20 protein-coding genes are annotated in these 25,679 nt (G+C 67.6%); 9 read left to right on the plus strand and 11 right to left on the minus strand.

Annotation, left to right across the window (positions count from 1 at the left end; genetic code table 11):
• Positions 1 to 2: 2 nt before the first annotated feature.
• From XM1_RS20330 to XM1_RS20345, 4 genes are read left to right on the plus strand one after another with little or no spacing between them, the layout of a single operon-like run.
• Positions 3 to 647 carry an energy transducer TonB gene (locus XM1_RS20330; protein WP_068436698.1) on the plus strand — a complete coding sequence of 215 codons (645 nt, stop codon included), beginning with the start codon at positions 3 to 5 and terminating at the stop codon, positions 645 to 647.
• Positions 644 to 1,444: a MotA/TolQ/ExbB proton channel family protein gene (locus XM1_RS20335; protein ID WP_068436700.1), complete on the plus strand. Its 801-nt coding sequence runs from the start codon at positions 644 to 646 to the stop codon at positions 1,442 to 1,444. Before XM1_RS20330 ends, XM1_RS20335 begins: the two co-directional genes overlap by 4 nt.
• Complete coding sequence (locus tag XM1_RS20340) at positions 1,444 to 1,875, plus strand: biopolymer transporter ExbD (protein ID WP_068436702.1); 432 nt, start codon at positions 1,444 to 1,446, stop codon at positions 1,873 to 1,875. Before XM1_RS20335 ends, XM1_RS20340 begins: the two co-directional genes overlap by 1 nt.
• Positions 1,876 to 1,886: 11 nt before the next feature.
• A complete protein-coding gene (locus XM1_RS20345; RefSeq protein WP_068436704.1) occupies positions 1,887 to 2,303 on the plus strand; it encodes a biopolymer transporter ExbD in 417 nt (138 codons plus the stop codon).
• A 99-nt stretch (positions 2,304 to 2,402) separates the two neighbouring features.
• On the opposite strand, the gene XM1_RS20350 is transcribed toward XM1_RS20345, so the two are convergent.
• Positions 2,403 to 3,308, minus strand: coding sequence for a sulfite exporter TauE/SafE family protein (locus XM1_RS20350; protein ID WP_068436706.1), 906 nt, complete (start codon positions 3,306 to 3,308; stop codon positions 2,403 to 2,405).
• Between the two features lie 195 nt (positions 3,309 to 3,503).
• Here XM1_RS20350 and XM1_RS20355 point away from each other — a divergent pair, with 195 nt between their 5' ends.
• Positions 3,504 to 6,464 (plus strand): methyl-accepting chemotaxis protein, encoded by a 2,961-nt coding sequence (locus XM1_RS20355; RefSeq protein WP_068436708.1) that lies wholly within the window; start codon positions 3,504 to 3,506, stop codon positions 6,462 to 6,464.
• Here the strand turns inward: XM1_RS20355 and XM1_RS20360 are convergent.
• The 3 genes from XM1_RS20360 to rplM form a co-directional block, all read right to left on the minus strand.
• A complete protein-coding gene (locus XM1_RS20360) occupies positions 6,454 to 8,340 on the minus strand; it encodes an ATP-binding protein (RefSeq protein WP_068436710.1) in 1,887 nt (628 codons plus the stop codon). The genes XM1_RS20355 and XM1_RS20360 overlap by 11 nt on opposite strands.
• Positions 8,341 to 8,521: 181 nt before the next feature.
• Positions 8,522 to 8,992, minus strand: a complete 471-nt coding sequence (rpsI, locus tag XM1_RS20365; RefSeq protein ID WP_068436712.1) for a 30S ribosomal protein S9 — start codon at positions 8,990 to 8,992, stop codon at positions 8,522 to 8,524.
• Positions 8,993 to 8,996: 4 nt separating this feature from the next.
• The gene (gene rplM, locus XM1_RS20370) at positions 8,997 to 9,455 is read right to left on the minus strand and encodes a 50S ribosomal protein L13 (protein ID WP_008616760.1); all 459 of its coding nucleotides are present in this window, start codon (positions 9,453 to 9,455) and stop codon (positions 8,997 to 8,999) included.
• Positions 9,456 to 9,772: 317 nt separating this feature from the next.
• On the opposite strand from rplM, the gene katG reads away from it, so the two are divergent.
• A complete protein-coding gene (gene katG / locus XM1_RS20375; RefSeq protein ID WP_068436713.1) occupies positions 9,773 to 11,980 on the plus strand; it encodes a catalase/peroxidase HPI in 2,208 nt (735 codons plus the stop codon).
• 55 nt (positions 11,981 to 12,035) lie between these two features.
• Here the strand turns inward: katG and XM1_RS20380 are convergent, their stop codons facing one another.
• Complete coding sequence (locus XM1_RS20380; RefSeq protein WP_068436714.1) at positions 12,036 to 13,766, minus strand: ATP-binding protein; 1,731 nt, start codon at positions 13,764 to 13,766, stop codon at positions 12,036 to 12,038.
• A gap of 76 nt (positions 13,767 to 13,842) precedes the next feature.
• Positions 13,843 to 15,723 carry an ABC-F family ATP-binding cassette domain-containing protein gene (locus XM1_RS20385; protein ID WP_068436715.1) on the minus strand — a complete coding sequence of 627 codons (1,881 nt, stop codon included), beginning with the start codon at positions 15,721 to 15,723 and terminating at the stop codon, positions 13,843 to 13,845.
• 184 nt (positions 15,724 to 15,907) lie between these two features.
• Here XM1_RS20385 and ndk point away from each other — a divergent pair, with 184 nt between their 5' ends.
• Entirely contained in the window at positions 15,908 to 16,330 is a 423-nt protein-coding gene (gene ndk / locus XM1_RS20390) for a nucleoside-diphosphate kinase (protein ID WP_068436716.1), read from the plus strand.
• Positions 16,331 to 16,548: 218 nt separating this feature from the next.
• Positions 16,549 to 17,013 carry a helix-turn-helix domain-containing protein gene (locus XM1_RS20395; RefSeq protein ID WP_068436717.1) on the plus strand — a complete coding sequence of 155 codons (465 nt, stop codon included), beginning with the start codon at positions 16,549 to 16,551 and terminating at the stop codon, positions 17,011 to 17,013.
• A 28-nt stretch (positions 17,014 to 17,041) separates the two neighbouring features.
• Here XM1_RS20395 and XM1_RS20400 read toward each other — a convergent pair whose 3' ends face one another.
• Positions 17,042 to 18,715, minus strand: a complete 1,674-nt coding sequence (locus XM1_RS20400; protein WP_231920605.1) for a sensor domain-containing diguanylate cyclase — start codon at positions 18,713 to 18,715, stop codon at positions 17,042 to 17,044.
• A gap of 182 nt (positions 18,716 to 18,897) precedes the next feature.
• On the opposite strand from XM1_RS20400, the gene XM1_RS20405 reads away from it, so the two are divergent.
• Complete coding sequence (locus XM1_RS20405) at positions 18,898 to 20,946, plus strand: ATP-binding protein (protein WP_068436719.1); 2,049 nt, start codon at positions 18,898 to 18,900, stop codon at positions 20,944 to 20,946.
• Between the two features lie 22 nt (positions 20,947 to 20,968).
• On the opposite strand, the gene XM1_RS20410 is transcribed toward XM1_RS20405, so the two are convergent.
• The 4 genes from XM1_RS20410 to XM1_RS20425 form a co-directional block, all read right to left on the minus strand.
• Complete coding sequence (locus XM1_RS20410) at positions 20,969 to 21,757, minus strand: xanthine dehydrogenase (protein WP_068436721.1); 789 nt, start codon at positions 21,755 to 21,757, stop codon at positions 20,969 to 20,971.
• Complete coding sequence (locus XM1_RS20415; protein WP_068436723.1) at positions 21,747 to 22,355, minus strand: TetR/AcrR family transcriptional regulator; 609 nt, start codon at positions 22,353 to 22,355, stop codon at positions 21,747 to 21,749. The genes XM1_RS20410 and XM1_RS20415 overlap by 11 nt, the downstream gene beginning before the upstream one ends.
• An 8-nt stretch (positions 22,356 to 22,363) precedes the next feature.
• Positions 22,364 to 23,086: a response regulator transcription factor gene (locus XM1_RS20420; RefSeq protein ID WP_068436725.1), complete on the minus strand. Its 723-nt coding sequence runs from the start codon at positions 23,084 to 23,086 to the stop codon at positions 22,364 to 22,366.
• 62 nt (positions 23,087 to 23,148) lie between these two features.
• On the minus strand, positions 23,149 to 25,623 hold the full coding sequence (locus tag XM1_RS20425; RefSeq protein WP_068436728.1) for a 7TM-DISM domain-containing protein: 2,475 nt from the start codon (positions 25,621 to 25,623) through the stop codon (positions 23,149 to 23,151).
• Positions 25,624 to 25,679: the final 56 nt, after the last annotated feature.

The following is a 25,679-nucleotide window of genomic DNA, read 5'->3' on the forward strand; positions in this document are numbered from 1 at the left end:
CCATGTACGCGGCGCGGCGCCAATCCTCATCCAAGCGTCTGGCCGGTCTGGCCGGGGTGGTGGCGCTGCACGCCGCCGCCATCTACGCCCTGGCCAACGGGTTGGGGCATTGCGCCGTCGAGATCCTGAAGGCGCCGCTGGAGGCCAAGGTCGTCGCCGAACTGATCAAGCCGCCGGAACCGCCCAAGGTCGAACCGCCGCCGCCGCCCAAGGCGGTGAAGCCGCCGCCGCCCGCCTATGTGCCGCCGCCCAAGACGCGGGTTCAGGCGCCACCGCCCGCCGCCATCACCGCCGTCACCCAGGAGGCCCCCGTGGCACCGCCGCCGCCGGTGGTCATCGCCCCGGTGGCCGCCGAGCCGCCGCCCGTCAAGGTGCAGCCCGCCCTGGACCAGGGCCGGCCGTGCAAGCCGCCGCAATACCCGCCCGCCGCCCGCCGGGCCGAGGAAACCGGGGCGGTGGTGCTGAAATTCCTGATCGACACCGACGGTTCGGTGATGGAAAGCGTCGTCGAAGCCACCAGCGGCTTCGAGCGCCTGGACGAAGCCGCGCGCCAGGCCCTGGCGCTGTGCCGCTTCAAGCCCGGGACAACCGACGGCCGCCCCGAACGCTCGTGGGCCCGCATCCGCTATGTCTGGAAACTGCAATGACCGGAAACAAGACCATGCTCCGTATCGCCCTTGCCGCCGTGGCCCTCCTGCTGCTGGCCGACCCGGTCCTCGCCGGCCATGTGGAAGACGGGCACGCCGTCGCCAAGCAGGTGGTGGACAATCCTTATGGCCTTGACGCCCTGTGGGCCCAGGGCGACTTCGTCTCCAAGGGCACCCTGATCATCCTGGCCCTGATGTCCATGGCGTCGTGGTACATCCTGGTGGTCAAGCTGGTGGAGCAGTCGCGCATGATGCGCCACGCCAAGGCCGCCGCCGCAGGGTTCTGGAAGGCGGCTTCCGTGGCCGACGGCGCCAAGGCGCTGGCCGAGGACAGCCCCTTCCGCTTCGTAGCCGCCTCCGGCATCGAGGCCGCCCAGCACCACGAAGGCTCGCTGACCGAAAAGATCGACCTGCACACCTGGGTGACCATGTCCATCCAGCGTTCGGTGGGCGAGATCGTCTCCGACCTCCAGGGCGGGCTGGCCATTCTGGCCACCGTGGGCTCCACCGCCCCCTTCGTTGGGCTGTTCGGCACCGTCTGGGGCATCTACCACGCGCTGACCGCCATCGGCATCGCCGGCCAGGCGGCCATCGACAAGGTGGCCGGCCCGGTGGGCGAGGCGCTGATCATGACCGCCTTCGGCCTGGCCGTGGCGGTGCCCGCCGTGCTGGGCTACAACCTGCTGGTCCGCCGCAACAAACTGGTGGCCGAGAAGGTCCGCGCCTTCGCCGCCGACCTGCACGCCGTGCTGCTGGCCGGAGCCAACGGCAACGCCAGCCTTCGGGTGGTGCGCTGATGGCCATTTCCTTCGGCCCGGCCGGAGACGACGGCGACGAGGACGGCGTGATGTCGTCCATCAACACCACGCCCCTGGTGGACGTGATGCTGGTGCTGCTGATCATCTTCCTCATCACTATTCCGGTGGTGACCCACACCGTGCCGCTGCAACTGCCCAAGGAAGCCAACCAGCCCACCATCACCCAGCCGGGCAACGTCACCATCGCCGTGGACCATCATGGCAAGGTGTGGTGGAACGAGGAGAGCCTTGCCGGCCGCCCCGATCTCGCCGCCCGCCTGGACACCGCCGCCGCAAGGACGCCGCAGCCGGAAATCCACATCAGGGGTGACAAGGATGCCGCCTACGAGCATGTGGGCCGCGTGCTGGCCGCCGCGCAAAGGGCCGGGATCACCAAGGTCAGCTTCATCACCGAACCGCCGCCGCGCTGAAGGCCCGCCCCATGTTCCAAGACGAGCCCGACGACCCCGACGTAATGATCGACATCAACACCACGCCCTTGATCGACGTGATGCTGGTGCTCCTGATCATGCTGATCATCACCATTCCGCTGCAGACCCATTCGGTGCGGCTCGACATGCCCCAGGGGCCGCCGCCGCCGGCCACGACCCTGCCCGAGGTGGTGCGCATCGACATCGACGCCCAGGGCCGGATCGGCTGGAACGGCGAATTGGTGGCCGACCGCGCCGACCTGGAAACCCGGCTGCGCCAGGCCGCCACCGCCGCCAATCCGCCGGAGGTCCATGTCCGTCCCGACAAGGCCGTCGCTTATTTCCATGTGGCGGGCGTGATGGCGAGCGCCCAGCACCAGGGCGTCACCAAGCTGGGCGTGGTTGGGGCGGAACAGTTCCTGGATTAGCTTTGTGTTTGTCCCTCGCCGGGCGCGGCCCTCCGGCCGCTTGGCCGCCGCCTCAACGGCGGCTGATCGCGGCATACGCCAGAGTTGGCGTACGCCGCTCTAATCCAGAGAGAACGGATCCTCGGGCGGCAGGACCAGGGTCCCGGTCATCTCGGCGCACACCGCCAGAACGATCAGGGCCAGCAGCAGGCGCAGCTTCTCGCCGCCCAGCTTCGCCCCCAGGCGCGAGCCGAACTGCGCGCCCACCGCGCCGCCCACCAGCAGGATCAGGGCCAGCGGCAGGTCCACCGAATGGGTGGTCATCGCCTGCAGCAAGGTGACGTTGGCGGTGACGAAGATCATCTGGAACAGCGAGGTGCCCACCACCACGGCGGTGGGCATGCCCAGGATGTAGATCATCATGGGCACCAGGATGAAGCCGCCCCCCACCCCCATCAGGGCGGCCAGCAGGCCGCCGAAAGCGCCGACGCCCAGCGGCAGCAGGGCGCTGATGTAAAGTCCGGACCGGGGAAAGCGGGTCCGAAACGGCAGACCGTGCCACGCATGATGGACGTGACGCTTGCCGACGGGACGTCCCGCCGCTCCCGCCCGCATGGCCAGCAGGGTCTCGACCAGCATCAGGAAACCCACCGAGCCCAGGAAGCCCACATAGGACAGGCTGATCACCAGATCGATCTGCCCCAACCGCTTCAGCAGGGCGAACAGCCAGACGCCGATGGCCGAGCCGACGAAACCGCCGGCCAGCAGGAACAGCGCCATCTTGACGTCCACGTTGCGCCGCCGCCAATGGGCGAACACCCCCGACACCGACGACCCCAGGACCTGATTGGCCCCCGACGCCACCGCCACCGCCGGCGGAATGCCCAGCATGATCAGCAGCGGGGTCAGCAGAAAGCCTCCCCCCACCCCGAAGACCCCGGACAGCACACCGATGCCTCCGCCTACCGCCAGCAGGCTGAAGACGCCGACCGATTGCTCGGCGATGGGCAGGTAGATACTGGGCACCGTGTCATCTCCTTGAGAGGATCGGCAATACTAACCTGTGAAGATGACGTGGAGATGACGACGCCCCCCGGAATATCATGCTTCTTGCGCATACGTGGGCTGCTGCCGCCCCCAGGCCGAACGGGCAGGTAGACAGTCACCCCCCTATCGGAGCATATATCCCCTCGGTATATGCTGGCGGGGACGGGTGTGTAAATGCGTGTAAACGAGCCGATCACCAATACCGAGATCGAACTCCCCGAAGGCACCATCCTGGTGTCCAAGACCGATCTGGGCGGCCGCATCACCTTCGTCAACCAGGCCTTCGTGGAGATCAGCGGCTTTTCGGAAGAGGAGCTGATCGGCGCCCCCCACAATCTGGTGCGCCACCCCCATATGCCGGCCGTGGCCTTCGCCGATCTGTGGGCGACCATCAAGTCCGGCAAGCCGTGGGAAGGCATCGTCAAGAACCGCGCCAAAAACGGCGACCATTACTGGGTCCGCGCCAACGCCACCCCCGAGATGGAAGACGGCGAGATCACCGGCTACATCTCCATCCGCACCGCGCCGTCGCGCGCCCAGGTCGAGGCCGCCGAGCACCTTTACGAACAGGTCCGCACCGGCAAGGCCCGCAACGTCAGGATCCAGGAAGGCCAGGTGGTCAGCACCACGCTCGGCGCCCGCCTGGGCCGCACGTTGAATTCCATCTCCGGCCGCCTTGCGGTGATCGTCACGGTGATGGTGCTGGTGATGGGAATGGTCGCCTGGTTCACCCTGGACGGCATGGGTGATTCCAACGAGGCGCTGAAGAGCGTCTACGAACAGCGCACCGTGCCGGCCGGCCAGTTCGTCGAGATCGTCGACCGCATGCGCGAAAACATGCTGCTGGCCCAGCAGATGCAGATCGACCTGAATGCCGGACAGCCCGAAGCCGTGGCCCGACGGGTGCTGCGCATCCGCGCCAATGCCGAGCACATCAACGCCGTGTGGAAGGCCTACCGCGCCAATCCGCTGGCCGGCGAAGAGGCCGACCTGGCCAGGGACTTCGAGACCCGGGACGCCGACTTTGTCCAGCAGGGGCTCAAGACGGCCATCGATCTGGCGGAAAAGGGCGACGTGGCGGCACTCAACCGCCACAACGCCACCACCCTGTTTCCGTTGTTCGAGCAGGCGCACGAGGTGCAGAAGGATCTCCTGACCCTGCAACTGCGCCAGGCGGCCGAGCTTTACGAGGGGGCGCGCGGCGACTTCACCCACCATATGCGCCTGGGCGTGTCGGCTCTGATCGTGGGGACAATCCTGGCGACCTTCATGGCGGTGTTCCTGATCCGCTATCTCCGCCGGCCCATCGCCACCCTGGAATACCATTTCGACGCCATCGCCCGGGGTGACTTCACCCACGAGATCAAGGCCGAGGAGGTCCGCGAGTTCCAGCGTTCCAGCGCCCTGCTCCGCGCCATGGAGGCCAAGCTGGCCTACAGCGTCCAGGAACGCGGCGAAAACGCCCGCAAGGCGCAGGAAAAGCTGCGCAGCGAGATGCTCAATCTCACCGAGCTGCTGGAAGGCGAGGTGGAGAACACCGTCTCGGAAATCTCCACCCAGGCGGAGCGCCTGAAGGAAGGCGCCGTCAATCTGCTCTCCACCGCCGAGGAGGTTCGCGGCAAGTCGGAAACGGTGGCCCGCGCCATCGAGATCACCAGCGGCAACGTCCAGACCGTGGCCGGCGCCACCGAGGAACTGGAAGCCTCGTCGCGCGAGATCACCGCCCGCATCCAGCGCAGCTCCGAACATGGCGAGGCCGCCCGCCAAAGGGTGGACGACGCCAGCGCCAGCGTCAGCACCCTGACCGAAGCCACGGCGCGCATCGGCGACGTGGTCAGCCTGATTCAGACCATCGCCGGCCAGACCCGCATGCTGGCGCTCAACGCCACCATCGAGGCGGCCCGGGCCGGTGACGCCGGCAAGGGCTTCGCCGTGGTGGCCTCCGAGGTCAAGGGCCTGGCCGAGCAGACCGAGGACGCCATCGGCCGCGTCAACGCCCAGGCCCGCGACATCGAGACCACGACCCAGCAGGCGGTCGCCACCGTCCAGGCGGTGGCCGACACCATCCGCGACATGGAAGAGGTGGCCGGCCAGATCGCCGCCTCGGCCGACGAACAGCGCGCCGCCACCGGCGAGATCATGTCCAGCGCCGTGCAGGCCGCCGACCATACCCGCGACGTGGCCGAAGCCGCCGCCGACGTGCTGAGGGCGTCGGAACAGTCCGGCCTGACCGCCCGCAAGGTCAGCGAGCTGTCCATGCTGGTCAACCACGACATCGGCGCCTTGCAGCGCCGCCTCAACGTCATCCTGCGCACCTCCTACGGCGGCAACCGCCGCGCCGTCGAGCGCATCCCCGCCTCGCTGGAATTCACCGCCAATTTCGCCGGCCAGACCCTCTCGGGCCATACCGGCGACATCTCGGTGATGGGCGCCCTGCTGGTGGTGGGCAACGCGCCCAAGCTGGAAGGCGAAGTGGGCACCATCACCTTCCCCGGCATCGGCGACATTCCCACCAAGGCCATCCTGGGCAGCAAGCTCGGCATCCAGTGCCAATACCTGAAGGTGACCTCGGAGCAGAAAAGGAAACTGACCGAAGCCATCGAGGCCGCCCAGGTCAAGGACACCCCCTTCATCGACGCGGCCCGCAAGGCCGCCGCCGACGTCGCCCAGGCCTTCCAGCAGGCGATCGATTCCGGCCGCATCAGCCTGGCCGACCTGTTCGAAAGCGAATACACCCCCATCCCCGACACCGATCCCCAGCAGATGCTGGCCCGGCACTCCGCCCTTACCGATCAGGTGATGCCCGGCATCATCGAGCCGGTGCTGGCGTCGAACCCGCGCGGGGTGTTCTGCTGCGCCGCCGACCGCAACGGCTACATCGCCACCCACAACAAGATCTATTCCCAGCCGCAGCGCCCGGGCGACACGGTGTGGAACACCGCCAATTGCCGTAACCGCCGCATGTTCGACGACCGCACCGGCATCCTGGCGGCCCGCAACACCAAGGAATACCTGGCCCAGACCTATGCCCGCGACATGGGCGGCGGCAATTTCGTGGTGCTGAAGGAAATCGACTGCCCGATCCATGTGGGCACGCGCCATTGGGGCGCCATCCGCTACGGCATCAAGCTCTGAGCGGAACCACCACGGCGAATTCGGCGCCTCCGCCCTGGCGGGGGCGGCAGAACGCGCTGCCACCATGCATCTCGGCGATGGCCTTGACCAGATGCAGGCCGATGCCGGTGCCGGGAATGCCCTTGGCGGCCGAGCCGCGATAGTACTTCTCGAACACCCGTTCGGCCTCGGATTCGGGAACGCCCGGCCCCCGGTCGGCCACCCGCAGTTCCAGCCGCCCCTCGGCCCCCCGGGCCAGGATCTCCAGCTTCTGGTCGGCCGGCCCGTAGCGCCTGGCGTTGTCGATCAGGGCGTCGAGGGCGATTCCCAGCAATTCGGCGTCGGCGACGCAGTATTCGGGCAGATCGGAGACGCTGACGGTGATGTCGGCCCGGCCGGGCTCGCGGTTGCGTTCCACCACCCGCTCCAGCAGGTCGGCGGGCGCCATGGGCCGCAACCGCATGGCCAGCGCCGTGTCGCGCTCCCCCGCCAGGCAGGTCTCGATCAGCTTGACCAGCCGGCGCACCGCCCGGCGGATGGTGAGGAAGCGCTCCGACACCTCGGGACGTACCCGGCCCAGGTCCAGTTCCACCACCTGGACCGCGCTGTCGATGATGGCCAGCGGGGTCTTGAACTCGTGGGCGACCATGTCGAAGAACGTGCGCAGGCGCTGGCGGCTGACCTGCTCGCCCACCAATGCCGCCTCGGCCTGCAGGCGGGCCTGCTGGATCAGGCGAAGCCGATAGGCCAGGGCGGCACACAGCAGGGCGACGTGCAGGATGCTGGCGCCGATATCCATGCTGCGCCCCAGGTCGGCGGGAACCAGGGGCGTCATCCGCGCGCTCACCTCGACGGCCCAGGCCACCACCACCGGCAGGAAGGCCAGCATGTAGATGCGGATCACTACGTCGTCCCGCCGCCGCATGGCCTGGCGCACGCCCAGGATCATGCCGGCCATGCCGCCCGCCGTGGCCAGCGCCTGGGTCGGCAGCACCACCAGATGGAAGGACGGGTGCAGCACCAGGGCCAGCCCGGCAAGGATCAGACCGGCGCCCCCCATGAACAGGCGGTGCATCAGGGGAAACACCCGGCCGAGGTCGAGGATGCGGTCCCACAGGATCAGCAAGGTGGCGCCGCCGCCGAGCAGGCCGATGCCGCTCAGCAGATAGTTGGCGTCCCGCCCGGCCGAGGAGAAGATCAGGGGGACGAGGCCGGTATGGACCATTCCCCGGCAGAAGATGGTGGCCACATAGGCGGCATAGGCCAGGATCAGCCCGTCCCGCAGCCAGGCCCCGAACAGGGCCGACACCACCACCACGACCAGCAGCGCCCCCATGTGCAGGCCGTAGACCGCCGAACGCCGGGCCTCCTCCTGGATCAGGGCCGCCGGCCGCCACAGGGCCGCCTGCTCCACCCGGATCTTGTGGTTGGAGGCCAGCCGCAGATGGATGGTCACCGGCCGGCCCTCGGGCAGGGTCAGGCGGGCGGCGTGCAATCCGGTCGACAGGTCAAGCTCGCCATTGGGAATGCGGCGGCCCAGCCGCGTCTCGCTCACACCGCCGCCGCCGCTGTCCGAGACATAGACCCGCACGTCGTCCATGTCCGGCTCGCCGAAGGCCAGAATCCACTCGGCCGGCTGGCCCACCTCGCGCAGCGCCTGAAAGCGCAGCCACAGAACCCCGGTGGTGATGGGAGGGATTTCGGGCGAGAACGCCTTTCCGGCCATGTCGGCCAGCGTGGCGGAACCGTCATCCTGGGCAAAGGCCGTCATCCGGCCGTCGAGGGAATAGGACGGAGCGGCGCCGCTCAGCGCCACTACCGGCGGCGCGGCATCGGCGAGGCCCGCGCCGGGAACCATCAGCAACAGCATCGCCAGGGCGGCAAACAGCCACCCCATCCCTTGGCGTCTTTCCTGCCGGCCGGTCATCCCGTTCCGCTCCGCGTCCCAAACGGACAGGACCATAACATTCGGAATTATTGCGCCACAATCTCTCGAACGTGCAGAGTGCCGGACAGGAAAAAGGGCCCGGAGGAAACCTCCGGACCCTTGATCTTTGCTGGCTTTCGCCAAACCCAGATTAACGCTTGGAGAACTGGGTCGAACGACGGGCCTTGTGCTTGCCGTACTTCTTACGCTCGACCACGCGGGGATCGCGGGTGAGGAAGCCGCCGGCCTTCAGCGCCGGGCGCAGGCCCGGATCGAAGAAGGTCAGCGCGCGGCTGATGCCGTGGCGGAGCGCGCCGGCCTGACCGGACAGGCCACCGCCGTTGACGGTGCAGTGCACGTCGAACTGGTTCTCGACGCGGGCGGCCTCGAACGGCTGGTTGATGATCATGCGCAGCACCGGACGGGCGAAGTACACCGGCAGTTCGCGACCGTTGACGATGATCTTGCCGGAACCGGGCTTCACCCACACGCGGGCGACGGCGTTCTTGCGCTTGCCGGTGGCATAGGCGCGGCCCTGGGCGTCAACCTTGCGCTCGTGCACAGGCTGGGCCTGGACCGGCGAGGCGGCCTTCAGGTCGGCCAAGCTGGAGAGATCGGCCATGGGACTACCTCTTGTTCTTCGGGTTCATGGACGCGACGTCCACCACCTCGGGGGCCTGGGCCTCGTGCGGGTGGGCGGGGCCGGCATAGACGCGCAGGTTCTTCATCTGCTGACGGCCGAGCGGACCACGGGTGATCATGCGCTCCACGGCCTTCTCGATGACCCGCTCGGGGAAGCGGCCGGACAGCAGCTGACCCATGGTACGGTCCTTGATGCCGCCGGGATGGCCGGTATGCCAGTAGAAGCGCTTGTCGGCGAGCTTGTTGCCGGTCAGCTTGACCTTCTCGGCATTGACGATAATCACGTTATCGCCCATGTCCACGTGCGGGGTGTAGGTCGGCAGATGCTTCCCGCGCAGGCGCATCGAAACGATGCTGGCCAGGCGGCCGAGCACGACGCCGTCCGCGTCGATCACGACCCACTTCTTCTCAACTTCGGACGGTTTGGCGTTAAAGGTCTTCATGGCACCCACGGCAAAACCAGTTGGCGATGCCCCGAAAAGCCGGGGCGTCGAGGGCGCGGAGTATGCCACAGCGAGCGCATGAGTCAACAGCATTTAAATCTTTTAAAATCAATGACTTATCATTGCGGTATCATAATACCTCGATTGAACGCCGCGGAGCGGCAGGGGGCAGCCCTTCCCTTCGTAATAGCCATATAAATCGAATCTATCGATTTTCATAACCAATATAACTCATTTCAACGATCACTCTTCAATCGTTACGATGGAGGTCTGCGGTGTGATGCCGTTCCGCCGCGAAACACATTTGGGAGGATGTCATGGCCGAACACGATGCGGGACCCAAGGGACAATGCCCTGTGGCCCATGGAGCGCGCCCCAACGCCACTTTCGCGGGCCGCTCCAACCGGGACTGGTGGCCGAACCAGTTGAACCTGCGGATTCTTCATCAGCATCCGCCCGCATCCAATCCCATGGACGAGGGCTTCAGCTACGCCGAGGCGTTCAAGTCGCTGGACCTGGCGGCGGTGAAGGCGGACCTCACCGCCCTGATGACCGATTCCCAGGATTGGTGGCCGGCGGATTTCGGCCATTACGGCCCCTTCTTCATCCGCATGGCCTGGCATAGCGCCGGCACCTACCGCACCGCCGACGGGCGCGGCGGCGCCACATCCGGCACCCAGCGTTTCGCGCCACTGAACAGCTGGCCGGACAACGCCAACCTGGACAAGGCCCGGCGGCTGCTGTGGCCCATCAAGCGCAAGTACGGCCGGGCCATCTCCTGGGCCGACCTGATGATCCTGGCCGGCAATTGCGCCCTGGAATCCATGGGCTTCAAGACCTTCGGCTTCGCCGGTGGCCGCGAGGACGTCTGGGAGCCCGAGGAGGACATCTATTGGGGCGCCGAGGAAGCCTGGCTGGGCGACAAGCGCCACAGCGGCGAGCGGAGTCTGGACAAGCCCCTGGCCGCCGTGCAGATGGGGCTGATCTACGTGAATCCGGAAGGGCCGGGCGGCAACCCCGATCCCCTGGCCGCCGCCCGCGACATCCGCGAGACCTTCGGCCGCATGGCCATGAACGACGAGGAGACGGTGGCGCTGATCGCCGGCGGCCACACCTTCGGCAAGACCCACGGCGCGGGCGACGCCGCCCTGGTCGGCCCCGAACCCGAAGCCGCCCCCATCGAGGAGCAGGGCTTCGGCTGGAAGGGCGGCTTCGGCAGCGGCAAGGGCGCCGACACCATCACCAGCGGACTGGAGGTCACCTGGACCACCACGCCCACCAAGTGGAGCAACAACTTCTTCTGGAACCTGTTCGGCTATGAATGGGAACTGACCAAGAGCCCGGCCGGCGCCCATCAATGGACGCCCAAGCACGGCATGGGGGCCGGCACGGTGCCCGACGCCCACGACCCGGCCAAGCGCAACGCGCCCGCCATGCTGACCACCGACCTGGCGCTGCGCTTCGATCCGGCCTACGAGAAGATCTCCCGGCGCTTCCTGGAAAATCCCGAGGCCTTCGCCGACGCCTTCGCCCGAGCCTGGTTCAAGCTGACCCACCGCGACCTGGGGCCGCGCGCCCGCCATCTCGGTCGGGAAGTACCGGCGGAAGTGCTGATCTGGCAGGATCCGGTCCCGGCGGTGAACCATCCCCTGATCGACGCCACCGACATCCGCGCCCTGAAGGCGGAGATCCTCGCCTCCGGCCTGTCTGTTTCGGACCTGGTGTCCACCGCCTGGGCCTCGGCGTCCACCTTCCGCGCCTCGGACGGACGGGGCGGCGCCAACGGCGCCCGCGTCCGCCTCGCGCCCCAGAAGGACTGGGAGGTCAACGATCCCGCCCGCCTGTCCAAGGTGCTGCAGGTTCTGGAAGGGATTCAGACCGCCTTCAACGCCGCCCACGGCAAGAAGAAGGTGTCGCTGGCCGACCTGATCGTGCTGGGCGGCGACGCCGCCGTGGAACAGGCCGCCAAGGCGGGCGGCCATGATCTGGACATTCCCTTCGCGCCGGGCCGCACCGACGCCACGGCCGAGCAGACGGACGCAGCCTCCTTCGCGGTGCTGGAGCCGGTGGCGGACGGCTTCCGCAACTACCGCAAGGGCACCTACGCCGTCTCGGCCGAGGAGTTCCTGGTGGACAAGGCGCAATTGCTGACCCTCACCGCCCCGGAGATGACCGTGCTGGTGGGCGGCTTGCGGGTGCTGGGCGCCAATGCTGGCCAGTCGTCCCACGGCGTGTTCACCACCCGCCCCGGCGTGCTCGGCAACGACTTCTTCGTCAATTTGCTGGACATGGCGACGGAGTGGCGGCCGGCGGCGGGGGCGGACGGCGTCTACGAGGGACGCAGCCGCGCCGACGGAACGGTGACCTGGACCGGCACCCGCGTGGACCTGATCTTCGGCTCGAACTCGCAGTTGCGGGCCCTGGCCGAGGTCTATGCCTCGGACGATGCCGGAGCCAAGTTCGTCCGCGACTTCGCTTCGGCCTGGACCAAGGTGATGAACGCCGACCGCTTCGACCTGCGGTAAGCCCGACGGTTCCGGCGGATGGGCCATCGCTCGTCCGCCGGATGCCGAACGGAGTCTAGACCCTGGGAACCACCACCCCGAAGCACGAGCCCTTTCCGAGGGTCGAGCGCAGTTCCAGGGTATGGCCGAGAAGGACGGCCATGCGCCGCACCACCCCTAGGCCGAGGCCGAGCCCCCGGCTGCCGCCCCGCTCGGCGGGGTTGTCGAGGCGGACGAAATCGTCGAACACCGCCTGCATCTTGTCGGCGGGAATGCCGATGCCGGTATCGAGAACCTGGATCACCGCCCGCCCGCCCCGGCGGCGGCAGCCGATCAGCACCCGTCCGCTTTCGGTATAGCGGACGGCGTTGACCAGCAGGTTGCGCAGCAGCCGCTCCAGCAGCACCGGATCGCTTTCCACCTGCAGCGAGGTGGGCACCGCCCCGATGGCCAGGCCCTTGCGGCTCGCCTCGGGCTCGATCTGGTCCACCAGCCCGGCCAGCAGGGGCATCAGACGGAAGGAGCTGACATTGGGCTTGATCTTGCCGGCCTCCAGCGCCGAGACGTCCAGCAGGGTGGCCAGCAGGGAATTGGTCGCCTCGATGCTCTGGCGCAGGCGGTCGACCACCTTCAGCTTGCGCGGATCGTCCTCCACCTGCCCGGCCAGCACCTCGGCGAACATGCCGGCGGCCTGCAGCGGCTGGCGCAGGTCATGGGACGCGGCGGCCAGGAACCGGGTCTTGCTCTCGTTGGCGAGGCGCGCCTCGTCGGCGCGCTGCTCCGCCTCGGCGGTGCGGGCGTGCACCGTCTCTTCCAGCGAGGCGATGACCCGCTCCTCGCGGCCGAGGGCGCGGAAGGTGGTCGCCGCCATGCCGCCCAGGCCCAGCAACACCACCACCATGGACGTGGCGATGATCAGCGCGGTCTGCCGCCAGGGGGCGAGGATGTCGTCCACCGCCATGCCGGCGCTGACCAGAACGTCGAATTCGGTGAGCTTGCGGTACGAGACCACCCGTTCCACCTGATCCGCCGGCGAACTGATGCGGATGGTCCCCACCTTCTGCTCGGCGGCCGCCGCGACGACGGGGTTGTTGGGGGTCGGCCGCCCCACGTAATTCTCGGGGTTGGGCTGGCGCAGCATCACCCGGCCGCCGGTATTGGCCCCGATATAGGCGGACGGCCCCAGGCCCAGGGTGTTGTGGAAATCGGTGAAGAAATTGGCGTAGACGCCCACGATCACCAGACCGCCGAAGCCGCCGTCCGGGGCGCCGAGACGCCGGCTGACCGTGAAGACCGGCGCCAGGCTGTAGGATCCCAGTACCATCGGCCCGATCACCCGCTCGGCGCCGTCGCGATGGGCGATGAAATAGTCCCGGCCGGCATAATTGACCGCTCCGCCGGCCCGGGGCGGCCGCGACGCGGCGGCCACGTCGCCCCTGGAATCCACCACCAGCATGGTGCCCCGCTGGACCAGCCCGGCCTCCAGGCTGGCCAGTTCGCGCACGATCTCGGCCCTGGACAGTCTTCCGGCCAGGAAGGCTTCGGCCGATGGCGCCAGGCGCGCCAGGGTGGCGTCGGTGCTGCTGAGGGTTCGCGTCAGGCTGTCGTCGAGAAGGCGCGCGGCGCCGGAGGTGGCCGACGCCGCCTTCTCGAAGGCGGCGACGCGCAATTCCACCAGCAGGGATGCCGCGCCGCCCACCAGCACCGCCACCATGACGGCCATCAGCAGGCGCAAACGGCGGCGCAGCTCTCCCGGCGTGCGCCGGCTGGGGGGGGGGGTGACGGCTGCGGCGGAGTCGGGATTCACCCAGGCGGGTTCCTTGACGAAATGTAACGTCGGGCAGCTTATACCGAAAGCCCAGGAGCCGGAAGCCAGATGATGACTATGCCTGGGCCGCCTCCAATTCCTCCTGGGCGGTCAGCCACGCCATCTCGGCGTCCTCCACCTTGCGGGCGAGGTCGGCTTCCAGGCGGCGCAGCTCGGTGACCTTGGCCGGCGGCCCCTGGTAGAGCTTGGGGTCGGCCAGCTTGTCGGCCAGGGCCTTCTGCTCGGCATGCAGCTTTTCCAGCGTCTTCTCCGCCGCCTGCGCCACCTTGCGCAGCGGCGCCAGCTGGGCGCGCAGGTCGGCGGCGGCCTTGCGGTCGGCCTTGCGCTGGTTGCCCTCGCCCCCCTTGTCGGGCCGGGCCCCCCTCCGGTCCTCGCGCGCCTGCTCCAGCAGCAGCTTGCGATAGGCGGCCAGATCGCCGTCGAAGGGCCGCACCTTGCCGTCGCCCACCAGCCACAGGCTGTCGGCGGCCAGTTCGATCAGATGGGGGTCGTGGCTGATCAGGATCACCGCCCCGTCATAGGCGTTGAGCGCCGCCACCAGCGCCTCGCGGGCGTCGATGTCCAGGTGGTTGGTGGGCTCGTCCAGGATCATCAGATGGGGGGCCTCGCGGCTCATCAGGGCGAACAGCAGCCGCGACTTCTCGCCGCCCGACAGGGACGCGACCTTGACGTCGGCGCGATCCTGCTCGAAGCCGAAGCGGCCCAGCTGGGCGCGCACCTTTGCCTCGGGGGCGTCCTTCATCACCACGGCCATGTGCTCGAAAGGAGTCTCGTCCAGGCGCAATTCTTCGGTCTGGTGCTGGGCGAAATAGCCGATCTTCAGCTTCTGCGGCTTGGAGAGCTTGCCGTCGAGCAGGTCGAGGCGGCCCGACAGGATCTTGGCGAGCGTCGACTTGCCGTTACCGTTGGCGCCCAGCAGCGCGATGCGGTCGTCCATGTCGATGCGGATGTCGAGGCCGCGCAGCACCACCTTGTCGCCATACCCGGCGATTCCCTTGTCGATGGCGACGATGGGGGGCGACAGCGGCTCGGGGTCGGGGAAGTCGAAGGACATGGCGCGGTCCTCGACCACCGGGACCACCATCTCCATGCGCTCGAGCATCTTGACGCGGCTTTGCGCCTGGGCCGCCTTGGTGGCCTTGGCCTTGAAGCGGTCGATGAACGACTGGATCTTGCGCCGCTGCTCCATCTGCTTGGTGTAGGCCTTGGCCTGCAGCTCCATGCGGGCGCGCCGCGTCGCCTCGAAGCGGTCGTAATTGCCGCCATAGACGTTCAGCTTCGCACCTTCCAGATGGACGATGCGGTTGGCCACCTCGTTCAGCAGCTCGCGGTCGTGGCTGATCACCACCAGGGTGCCGGGATAGGCGGCCAGATGGCTTTGCAGCCACAAGGTCGCCTCCAGATCCAGGTGGTTGGTGGGCTCGTCCAGCAAAAGCAGGTCGGGAACCGTGAACAGCGAGGCCGCCAGCGCCACGCGCATGCGCCAGCCGCCCGAGAAATCAGACACCGGCCTTTGCTGCGCCTCCGCGTCGAAGCCCAGGCCCGACAGGATGGCGGCGGCCCGCGCCGGGGCGGAATGGGCGTCGATGGCCACCAGCCGCTCGTGGATCTCGGCGATACGGTGGCCGTCATGGCAGGTTTCCGCCTCCTCGAACAAGGCGGTACGCTCGGTATCGGCGGCCAGCACGCAGTCGATCAGGCTGATGTCGCCCTCGGGCGCTTCCTGGGCCAGACGGCCGAGGCGGGCGCGCGGGCGTAAGGAGATTTCACCCGAATCGGGATGAAGGTCGCCGGCGATCAGCTTGAACAGGGTGGTCTTGCCCGTGCCGTTGCGGCCCACCAGGCCGACCCGCGCCCCGGCCGGGATATGAACCGTGGCGGTCTCGAAGATGGTCCGGCCGCCGTAGCGGAAGGTAAGGTCGTTGATGTGCAGCATGGGTGCGTGAAATAGCACGCCCGCGCGCGTGCGGCAAAGGCGCGCTTTCTTGAGACCGTTGCTCTCCTCATTCTTTGGAGTTATAACCCGCCGTCCCCGGATGCGCCCGGCCGCCCGGGGACGTGCGCGGCCGCCCAAACCCGACCCCGGCGCGGCGCGAGCAACCGCCGAAAGGAATTCACCAATGGCTACCGAACGTACCCTGTCGATCATCAAGCCCGACGCCACCCGCCGCAACCTCACCGGCAAGATCAATGCCCGCTTCGAGGAAGCCGGCCTGCGCATCGTCGCTCAGAAGCGCGTGCAGCTGACCAAGGCCCAGGCCGGTCAGTTCTACTCGGTCCACGCCGAGCGCTCGTTCTTCGGCGAACTGGTCGATTTCATGATCTCCGGCCCGGTGGTCGTGCAGGTCCTGGAAGGTGAAGGCGCCGTCGCCCGCAACCGCGAGATCATGGGCGCCACCAACCCGGCCAACGCCGCGCCGGGCACCATCCGCGCCGACTTCGCCGAATCGGTGGAAGCCAATTCGGTGCATGGTTCGGATTCGGCCGAGAACGCCGCCATCGAGATCGCCTTCTTCTTCTCCGGCTGCGAGATCGTCGGCTGATTCGTTCAGCCTGACGCGCCGATCCGGCAAGACGAGCCCCCGGGAGGGATCCTTCCCGGGGGCTTATTTTATCCCCAAGGTTGCGCGCATTGCATACAATTGCGGGAATAATATTATTTCATAATCTGCTCTTTGGCATTTTTAGATAATTTTGCCACTTGCGCGACTTGTATGCACGGTCCCAAATAGAGGAATTACAACCTCAGCGGATGCATGCAATGCAAGTCACACGTCAATCAACCCGGGGACGGACGCCGGGGGGACATCCCAACCCCATCGATGTGCATGTGGGCAGCCGCCTGCGCTTGCGCCGCACCCTGCTCGGCCTCAGCCAGGAAGACCTGGGCGATGCGCTGGGCCTGACCTTCCAGCAGATTCAGAAATACGAGCGCGGCGCCAACCGCATCGGGGCCTCGCGCCTGTTCGACCTGGCCCGCGCCCTGGAAGTGCCGGTGGAGTATTTCTACGACGAGATGCCCTACGAGGTGATGGCCGCCAGCCCCCGGCACATGGCCCACGCCACGGAGGAACCGCCGGAACAGCGGATCGATCCCATGAACAAGCGCGAGACCCTCGACCTGGTCCGCACCTATTACCGCATCGGCGACCCCAATGTGCGCAAGCGGGTCTACGAACTGGCCCGTGCCCTGGCGATCCACACGGGAAGCCGGCGCCAGGATTGAGGACGCGGTGACGGCACGGGCTTCGCCGTCACGCCCCGTAATACCGATAGCCGCCGCGTCCGGCCGCCTTGGCCCCGTACATGGCCATGTCCGCGTGCCGCAGCAGCATGGACGGCGTTTCCCCATGATCGGGGAACGAGGCGATGCCGATGCTGGCCGACAGGTGCTGCGGCGGATCGGTGATGGTGTAGGGCCGGTTCAGGGCGGCGAGAATCTTGTCCGCCACGTTGCCGGCGTCGTCGGGCTGCGGCAGGTCGAACAGCAGGACGATGAATTCGTCGCCCCCCTGGCGGATGACCACATCGGCCCCCCGGACCGCGCCGCGCAGGCGCCGCGCCGCCTCCTTCAGGATCATGTCGCCCACTTCGTGGCCTTGGGTGTCGTTGATCTCCTTGAACTGGTCGAGATCGATGAACAGCACCGCCAGCCCCCGCCCCGACCGCTTGGCTCCGGCGATGCCGTGGGCGATGAACTGATCCAGCACGCTGCGGCTGAACAGGCCGGTAAGAGCGTCGTGGGTCGCCATGTACTCGATCCGCTCGCGGGTGATGCGGTTGCGCCGGCTCCGCTCGCGGTTGAGCCAATGATAGGTGGCCGCCCCGGCCAGGATGATGACCAGCGCCCCCAACGATCCCGACAGCCCGAACAGCGCCAGACGGTCGGCGGCGACGGTGGCCACCAGCGGCACCGGGGCCAGGATGGTCAGCGCCAGGTCGTCGTCGGCCAGGATGGTCGAGTTCCGCAGATACGGCACGCCCTCACGCCCCCACCGGTGCAACGCCGGATGATCGGCCGAGCCCCAGGGAGCAAGGGGGAGTTCCGCGAATTCCGAACGCTTGTAGCGGCCCATGCGCTCGGCCGGTGAAAGCCCCACCACCGCCGCCCCCGGCAGGGTCCGCATTTCCAGCGCCTTGTCCTGGGCCAGGATCACCACGCCGTAATTGTCGCTGAGAAAGGCGTTGGCCTGGTTGACCCAGGACGACAGGTAGGGAATGTCGATCTTGATGGCCATGACCCCCAGCACCCGGCCGCCGTCGCGAACCGGGGCGGAAAAGAACAGGCCTGGAATATTGGTGACGCGGCCCAGGGCGAACTGATGGCCGAGGCGCCCGGCGACAGCCTCGGTGAAATAGGTCCGGTCGCGATAGTTGATGCCGACGAAACTGTCGGCGCGCCCGCCATTGCTGGCGGCGATGGCGTCGCCCGCCGGGTTGATCAGCCAGATGACGCTGATGGCTCCGATATCCTCGGCCGCCCCGGCCAGGGAGCGGTTGAGCTCCGCGAGACGCGGGTCGGCGGTCAGGATGTCCTGCCGCCGGGCCATCGGCATGGACGCCAGGTCGGGCCGGTCGCCGAACCGCTTCAGGGCGTCGAGGACGGCGCGGTCGCGGCCCAATGCCGCCGGAATTCCATGAAAGACCGACAGGGTCCGCTGCAGCCCCTGGGTCATGTCCTCGCTGCTCTGGCGCAGGTCACCCTGCGCATGTTCGAGGGATTGCAGGGCTCGCCAGGCGGTGTACTCCCCGGCCACCACCCAGCAGACGCCCAGCCAGAACAGAATGGCCGCGAAGCAAAGGACGGCGAAATGCCGGGCGAGTCCCGGTTCGGCGGCAAAACCGGCCAAATCTCCAGCGCTTGCCGCCCGCTCTCGGCCGACATGGCTGTTCTGGTAATCGGCAAGCGGGACTTGGGTCTCCATCATATGCCGTCCACATATGGCCGCGAGCGCCCGGGAATAAAGTTCAATCCTTCGCGCATCTTTCGATGCTACGCATTTTCCCAGACCCTGGAAACGGGAAAGAGCGTATCGCCCCGGGTTGGTTTGCATAGGCCAGCCGCTCCACCTGGGGTACACTGCCTTACCGACATGCCCCGGGGGAAGGAATGAGGACAGCTCCGCGACAATCGCTTCTCGCCGGCATGCAGCCGCTGGGAATGTGGAGCGTTTCCATCGGACTGGTCCTGGTTCTGGTCGGCCTGATGGGTTTTCAGGTGCAGGCCAGTTACCGGCGGACCATCGAGGTGGCCCGCGCCAACCTCGCCGATACCGCCCGCGTCACGGAAGAGCAGGTGCGCGGCAGCCTGCGCGTGGTCCGCCTGATGCTGCGCGCCATCGCCGAAGCCCCCCGCAACGACCCCAACACGCTTCGACGCTTCATGGCGACCCGCGCCAAGGTGGTCCCCGAGATCCGCCAGGCCTTCATCGTCAACGCCGCCGGCATCGTCACGATCTCCACCCTGCCCCAGATCGAGGGCCGGGACACCTCGCCTCGCCCGTTCTTCACAGGGGCGCGCGACATTCCCCCGGGGCAGGACATCTATGTGTCCAAGCCCCTGCCCATCGGCATGGACGGCAATCTGGTGATCATGGTGTCCATGCCGCTGAGCGGGGCGGACGGGCAATTCGACGGAATCGTCACGGTATCGCTGGAGCTGGCGTATTTTCAGGGCCTGCTGAGATCGGTGCATCGCGGCGAGGTGGGGGCCGGCGCCCTGCTGGTCACCCCTGATGGCGACATCATCGACCGCGACCCCGAGCCCGAGCTCTACGTGGGCAAGAACATCGCCAAGGGCGGCGCCTTCGCCATGCACCGCGAGGCCGGCGGGAAGGAGAACACCTTCCTCCACGTCACGGTCACCGACGGCAAGGAGAAGCTTTCCGCCGTCCGCACCCTGCAGGAACCGGCGCTGCCCGCCCTGGTGGTGATCGTCGGCCGCCCGCTCGACGGAGTCCTCGCCCCCTGGCGAAGCGAAGCGCTGACCATCGCGGGGGTGATCGGCCTGCTGGCCGTCGCCATTTTCGGCCTGACCGCCCTGGCCGGGCGGCATCTGGTCGCGCTGAAGGCCAGCGAGGAGCGCTATCGCGGGCTGATCGAAACCCAGAACGATCTGGTGGTCCGGTTCGCCCTCGACGAGCGGCTGGTGTTCGCCAACGAGGCCTTCGCCCGCGCCCATGGCCAGGCCCCGGTTACCGTCATCGGCCAGTCCTGGCGGAGTTTCGTCCACGAAAGCGACCACGACGCCACCGCCCAGGCCATCAACGACGTCCTCCAGCCCCCCGATTTCCGCGCCACGGTGGAGAGCCGCATGAAGACGGCGGGCGGCCTGCGCTGGGTATCCTGGGAAGGCGCCGCCATCCGCGACATGTCCGGCCATATCATCGAAGTCCAGGCGGTGGGCCGCGACATCACCGATTGGGTCGAGAACCGCGAGCGTCAGTCCGCCCTGGTGCGCGATCTGGACAAATCCAACCGGGAACTCGAGCAATTCGCCTATGTGGCGTCCCATGACCTGCGCGAGCCGCTGCGCATGATCACCAGCTATCTCGGCCTGATCCAGCGGCGCTACGAAGCCGCCCTGGACGAGGATGGACGCCAGTTCCTGGATTTCGCCCGCGACGGGGCGGCGCGCATGGACCGCATGGTGCTCGACCTGCTGGAATTCTCCCGCGTCGGCCGCGTCCGCGATCCCCTGACCCGCATCGATCTGGCCGATGTCATCGCCATCGCGGCGAAGAACCTTGAACTTCCCATCAAGGAGAGCGGCGCCACGCTGGCGGTTCCCCAGGGCCTGCCGGCGGTCACCGGATCGGGTGGCGAACTGGTCCGCCTGTTCCAGAACCTGATCGCCAACGCCGTGAAGTACCGCCATCCCGATCGCCCCCCGGCGGTGGCGGTGTGGGCGGAGCGCGACGCGTCCGGCTGGGTCTGCACCGTCGCCGACAACGGCATCGGCATCGCGCCGGAGTATTTCGACCGGATCTTCGACATCTTCCAGCGCCTGCACGCCCGCACCGAGTACGAGGGCACCGGCATCGGGCTGGCGCTGTGCCGCAAGATCGTCGAGCACCACGGCGGGCGCATCTGGGTGGAATCCGAACCGGGCCAGGGCTCGCGTTTCCGCTTCACCCTGCCCGACAGGGACGAGGCCTGACCGCTGCCGGCAGCCGGCGCCGTCAGGCCCGGGACTGAACGACGATGCTCGCCACCGCCTCGGCGATGCGCCGCGGCCTTTCGTCGATTCCCGCCAGCTTCACCTCTCCGGGGCGGGGGTCGATCTCGGCGATCTTGTTGCCCGTTTCCACCGGCACTCCGTCATGGGTCAGTCCACGGACGATGCCGTCAAAGGGCGCCTCGACCGCCGTGGCGCCGATACGGGCCACCACGTCGCCCGCCCTGACCCGCTGGCCGATGGCGGCCTCGGCCCGCAGGATGCCGGCGACGGGAGCGTAGCGGAAACGCGAGCGGGCCTGCCCCAGCACGGCCCTGGGCTCGCCCGCCAGCTTCAAGGTGGAGCCGTGGCGCACCACCCTGCCCAACTGATCCCACGAGGTCTCCACCGCCACGTCCACGTTGACCCCGACGGTGCAGCCCGGCCCCATGCCCACCACCAGCGGCGCCAGGCCCCGCTGAGGCTCGGGAACCTGCTGCTTGTTCATGCGGGCGTCCACCAGCACCGACCAGGGACGGCCGGCCACGGCCTGGCCGAACTCCATGGCGAGCAGGGGAATCTGGCCACAGGTCCAGGCGTCGGCGATGTCCTGCGGGTTTTCGATGCGGCGGGCCTGAATGCCCTCGAACTCCACCGCGCCCAGAAAGTAGGCGTCCGAGAAGGCCATCCGCCGACGGATGGCGATGGGCGGCCGAGACGATTGCAGCGCCACCCGGCATCCTTCCCGCGCCAGATACACGGCGATGGCCGAGGCGATCTCGCCGGCGCCGCGGATCAGGACCTCACTGCCCACGGGCGCCCATCAATCCGCCCAGCACCTGATCGGAATAGATGGCGATGACCTGTTCCTTGCTCAGGCGGCCATGGGGCCGGAACCAGGTGCATACGCCGGTCAGCATGCTGAGGATGCCATAGGCGGCCACATGGGCGTCGCCGCAGCGGAACAGGCCGGCCGCCTCGCCCTGGTCCAGGATGTCGATCAGCCGGCGCTCGTAGCGCCGCCGCAGGGTGACGATCTCTTCGTAGTGATTGGGCTCGAGCGAACGCAGCTCCGAGGCGCCGATGAACACCTCGCGCTTGCGCACGATGTGATAGGTGACGTGGAAGGCCACGAACGCCCGCAGACGCTCTTCCGCCCCCTGCCCCTCCACCGCCGCCATGGCGGCGTCGAACTGCAGGAACAGCTCGTCCATATGGGCGCGGATCAGGTCGTAGAGCAGGTCTTCCTTGGTGCTGATGTGATTGTACAGCGAGCCCACCTGGATGCCGACCTCGGCCGCCAGCTGGCGCAGGCTCATGGCCTCGAAACCATGCTCGTAGATCAGCTTCAGACCCGCCTTGCGGATGGCCTCCATGGTGCGGGGGCCGTGGGAACCGATGGTGCGGGCCATGCTTGTCCCTAAGAGGCCTGGCGGGCGCGGGCCTCGACCGGCGCGGCGAAGACGTAGCCCACGGAACGGACGGCGCGCACCGGCAGGTTCTCGCCGGTGGCGGCGTTGACCTTGCGGCGCAGCCGGGCCATCACCGCGTCGATGCTGCGGTCGTCATAGCCGCCGATGCTCTTGCCCAGCGCGGCGGCGATGTCGTCGCGCGCCACCGAGGCGCCCGGCTCCTGGGTCAGGGTCTGCAGCACCCGGTACTCGGCGTTGGTCAGCGGCACCCGCTGGCCCGACGGGGTGATCAGCGACCAGCTGGCGGCGTCGAAGCCCCAGGTCTGGTTCCCATCCTCGCGGCTTTCGCGCTTTTCCTCGGCGGCGGGCTCGTTCAGGCGCCGCGTCAGGCTGTGGATCACCGCCTCCAGCTCCCGGAACTGCACCGGCTTGACCAGATAGGCGTCGGCACCGGCGGTCAGGCCCAGGACCCGGTCGTCCAGCTGCCCGCGAGCGGTCAGCATGATGATGCCCACCTTGCTGGCCGAGCGCAGCCGGGCGGCGATGGAAAAGCCGTCCTCGCCCGGAAGGTTGACGTCGAGCACCAGCAGGTCCGGCACGAAATCCGGCAGAAGGGCGTCCATTTCCGCCCCCGACCCCGCACGCTGGACATTCATGCCCACCAGGGACAGATAGCGGCAGATCGACCCGCACAGATCAGGATCGTCCTCGACGACCATTACCTTGATCATAGATTTTCCCCTGCGGACACAAACTCCCTAAGCAATATCACCATACTTTACACGTTACTGAATTAGCGCTTAGGTATTACTCCGCTTAGACGTATCTCATTGCCGGCGGACAACCAAATATCGAATACGGTTCCCCGGCCCCTTTCGCTGTCCACGGAAATGGCTGCCCCGTGCAGGTCCATGATCCGCTTGACGATGTAAAGCCCCAGACCGGCGCCGCGTATGCGGTCGGACTTGGTGGAGCGGTAGAATTTCTCGAAGATCCGCGACTGCTCCTCCACGGCGATTCCCGGTCCCTGGTCGGCGATCCGGACCCGGACCGCGTCGTCTTCTACGGTGACCTCGATGGTCACCGGGGAGCCGCCTGGCGAGAACTTTAGCGCATTGTCGATCAGATTGGAAAACGCGATCCGCAATAGAGTCCAATCGGCCATCACGTCGGCCCGGCCCGGCGCATGCAGGACAAGATCGCGCTCACCGGCGAAGGGCCGCTTGTCGTCGCAGATGTCGGCCAGCATGCGGGCCACGTCGAGCCGGTCGGCATGCACCTGCAAGGAAGACGAATCGATCCGGTCGTCCGCCAGGCAGACGTCGATGAGTTCCGACATGCGCCGCACGGCCCGGCGGATCTTCGCCACCTCCTCCTCCGCCTCCCCGTTGGCACCCAGATAGATGTTCAGCAATTGCGACGCCGCCTCGATGATGGCCAGCGGAACCCTGAACTCGTGCGAGACCATCGCCAGGAAGTTGCGCTGCTCGCGCAGGGCCTGGCGCTCCGCCTCCAGCGCGGCCTCCGCCCGACGCCCGGTCAGCCGCAGGGCATCCTCGAGCTGCTTGCGGGTGGTGATGTCGTTCAGGCAGGCCAGCACGCAATCCCGGCCGCCATAGCTGAAACGCACCACCGACAGCAGGACCCAGCGCTGCATGCGCGGCATCCGCCGCAGGCGCAGTTCATGCCCGAGGACGGCGCCGCTCTGGTGGAGCTGGGCGATCATCGGCCCCCGTTCCGACGGCTCGGCATAGAATTCCACGCTCATCATGCCGACCGCCTGGTCGGCCGGAACATTGAGAAGCTCGGCGGCCGGGCCGTTCAGGGAGATGATCTCTCCGTCGGGAAAGCTCGAGACCACCATGGGAAACGGCGCGGCTTCGAGAATGGCGCGTACCTGCCGTTCGCGGTCGGTGACACGGTCCTCGGCGGCCCGGCGCTCGGCGATTTCGCGCGCCAGGGTGGCGTTGGATTCAGCCAGCTCCCTGGTACGCAGGCTGACCCGCTCCTCCAGCGCCCGTTCGATCTGATAGGCGGCCTCCAACTGCTGCTGGCCGGCACGGCGGCGGTCGGCCTCGATTCCGGCGCTGTACCACACCAGCCCGCAGCCGATGAGCAGCATGTGGGTGCTGGCCGCGAAATGGGCGACCAGATCCATCTCGATGGGCGTGGTGACAAGGCCGAGGACGCGGGCCACCACGAACATGTTGACCATGATGGGAAACAGGAAGGCCACCATGTACCACCGGGCGACGCCATCGCCGGCCAGCGACCGCCTCATGGCGAGAAAGGCCGTGATGAAGAACGACACCAGGACCAGCGACTGGACCACCGGCGCCGCCAGCCAATACAAGCCGAGCGGCACCGACACCGCCGCCCACTGGCAGCCCCGGCCGGTCCAGGTGTAGATCCGCTCCATCCTGGGAAAGTGATGCTCGAAATCCAGGACCTGCGACGCGAAGACCATGCCGCCGCCGATGGCCAGACAGGCCGAGATCCCCAGCATCTGGTCGGCCACCAGGGGAAAGGCGGGAACGATCATCTGGGACGCGAAGCCGCCGATCGCCAGATACATCAGTTCCAACGGAATTGCATAGGCAAGAAATCCGAGATGAAGCCGGTCCCGCCCCACCGCGAACTGCACCAGCGCGAACAGGATGATGATGATCGTCGCGCCATGGGCCAGACCGTGGGCCAGGTCCCGATGGGCGGCGCTGAGGGCGAATCCCTCGGGTGACAGAAGGCGCGCCGTGACGTTCACGGAACTCGTGGACTTGATCCGCAGGTAGACCCGATGGGGCAAGTCGTCGTCCAGACGGATGGGGAAGACGAAGGTGCGATAAGGCAAGGGACGGGCATCGAAACGGACGCGGTCGCCGGCGGCGAAGGCGCGCAATACCCCCCGCTCGTCCTCGATGAACAGGCCGACCTGATCCAGATAGGGGGGCTCGACCTCCAGCAGCCAATGGGAGGGCGCGTCGGCGCCGCGCCGAATCTCCGTCCTCAGCCACCATACGGCGCCGTCATAGCCGGCGGCAAGGTCGCCCGGCAGCGGCTTGAACCCCACGGCCGCCTCGGATTTGGTCACATCGTCGATATCGAGCTCGGCGGAGGGGTCCCGCAGCGCCGACCAGTGGCCGGATATCGGCTCCACCCTGGTTTCGGCGGAAAGATTCAGACCGGCGACGGCCCGTCCCCCCGCGAACACCATCGATCCAAGCGCCACGAACAAAACGAGCGTTACTTGCGCCACCCATCTCCAATGCATGGCTCAGTTGTCTCCCCCCGCTCAGCCATATGCAAGCGGTACACCGAAGACGGCGG

The organism is Magnetospirillum sp. XM-1, from assembly GCF_001511835.1.
Taxonomy (GTDB): Bacteria; Pseudomonadota; Alphaproteobacteria; order Rhodospirillales; family Magnetospirillaceae; genus Phaeospirillum.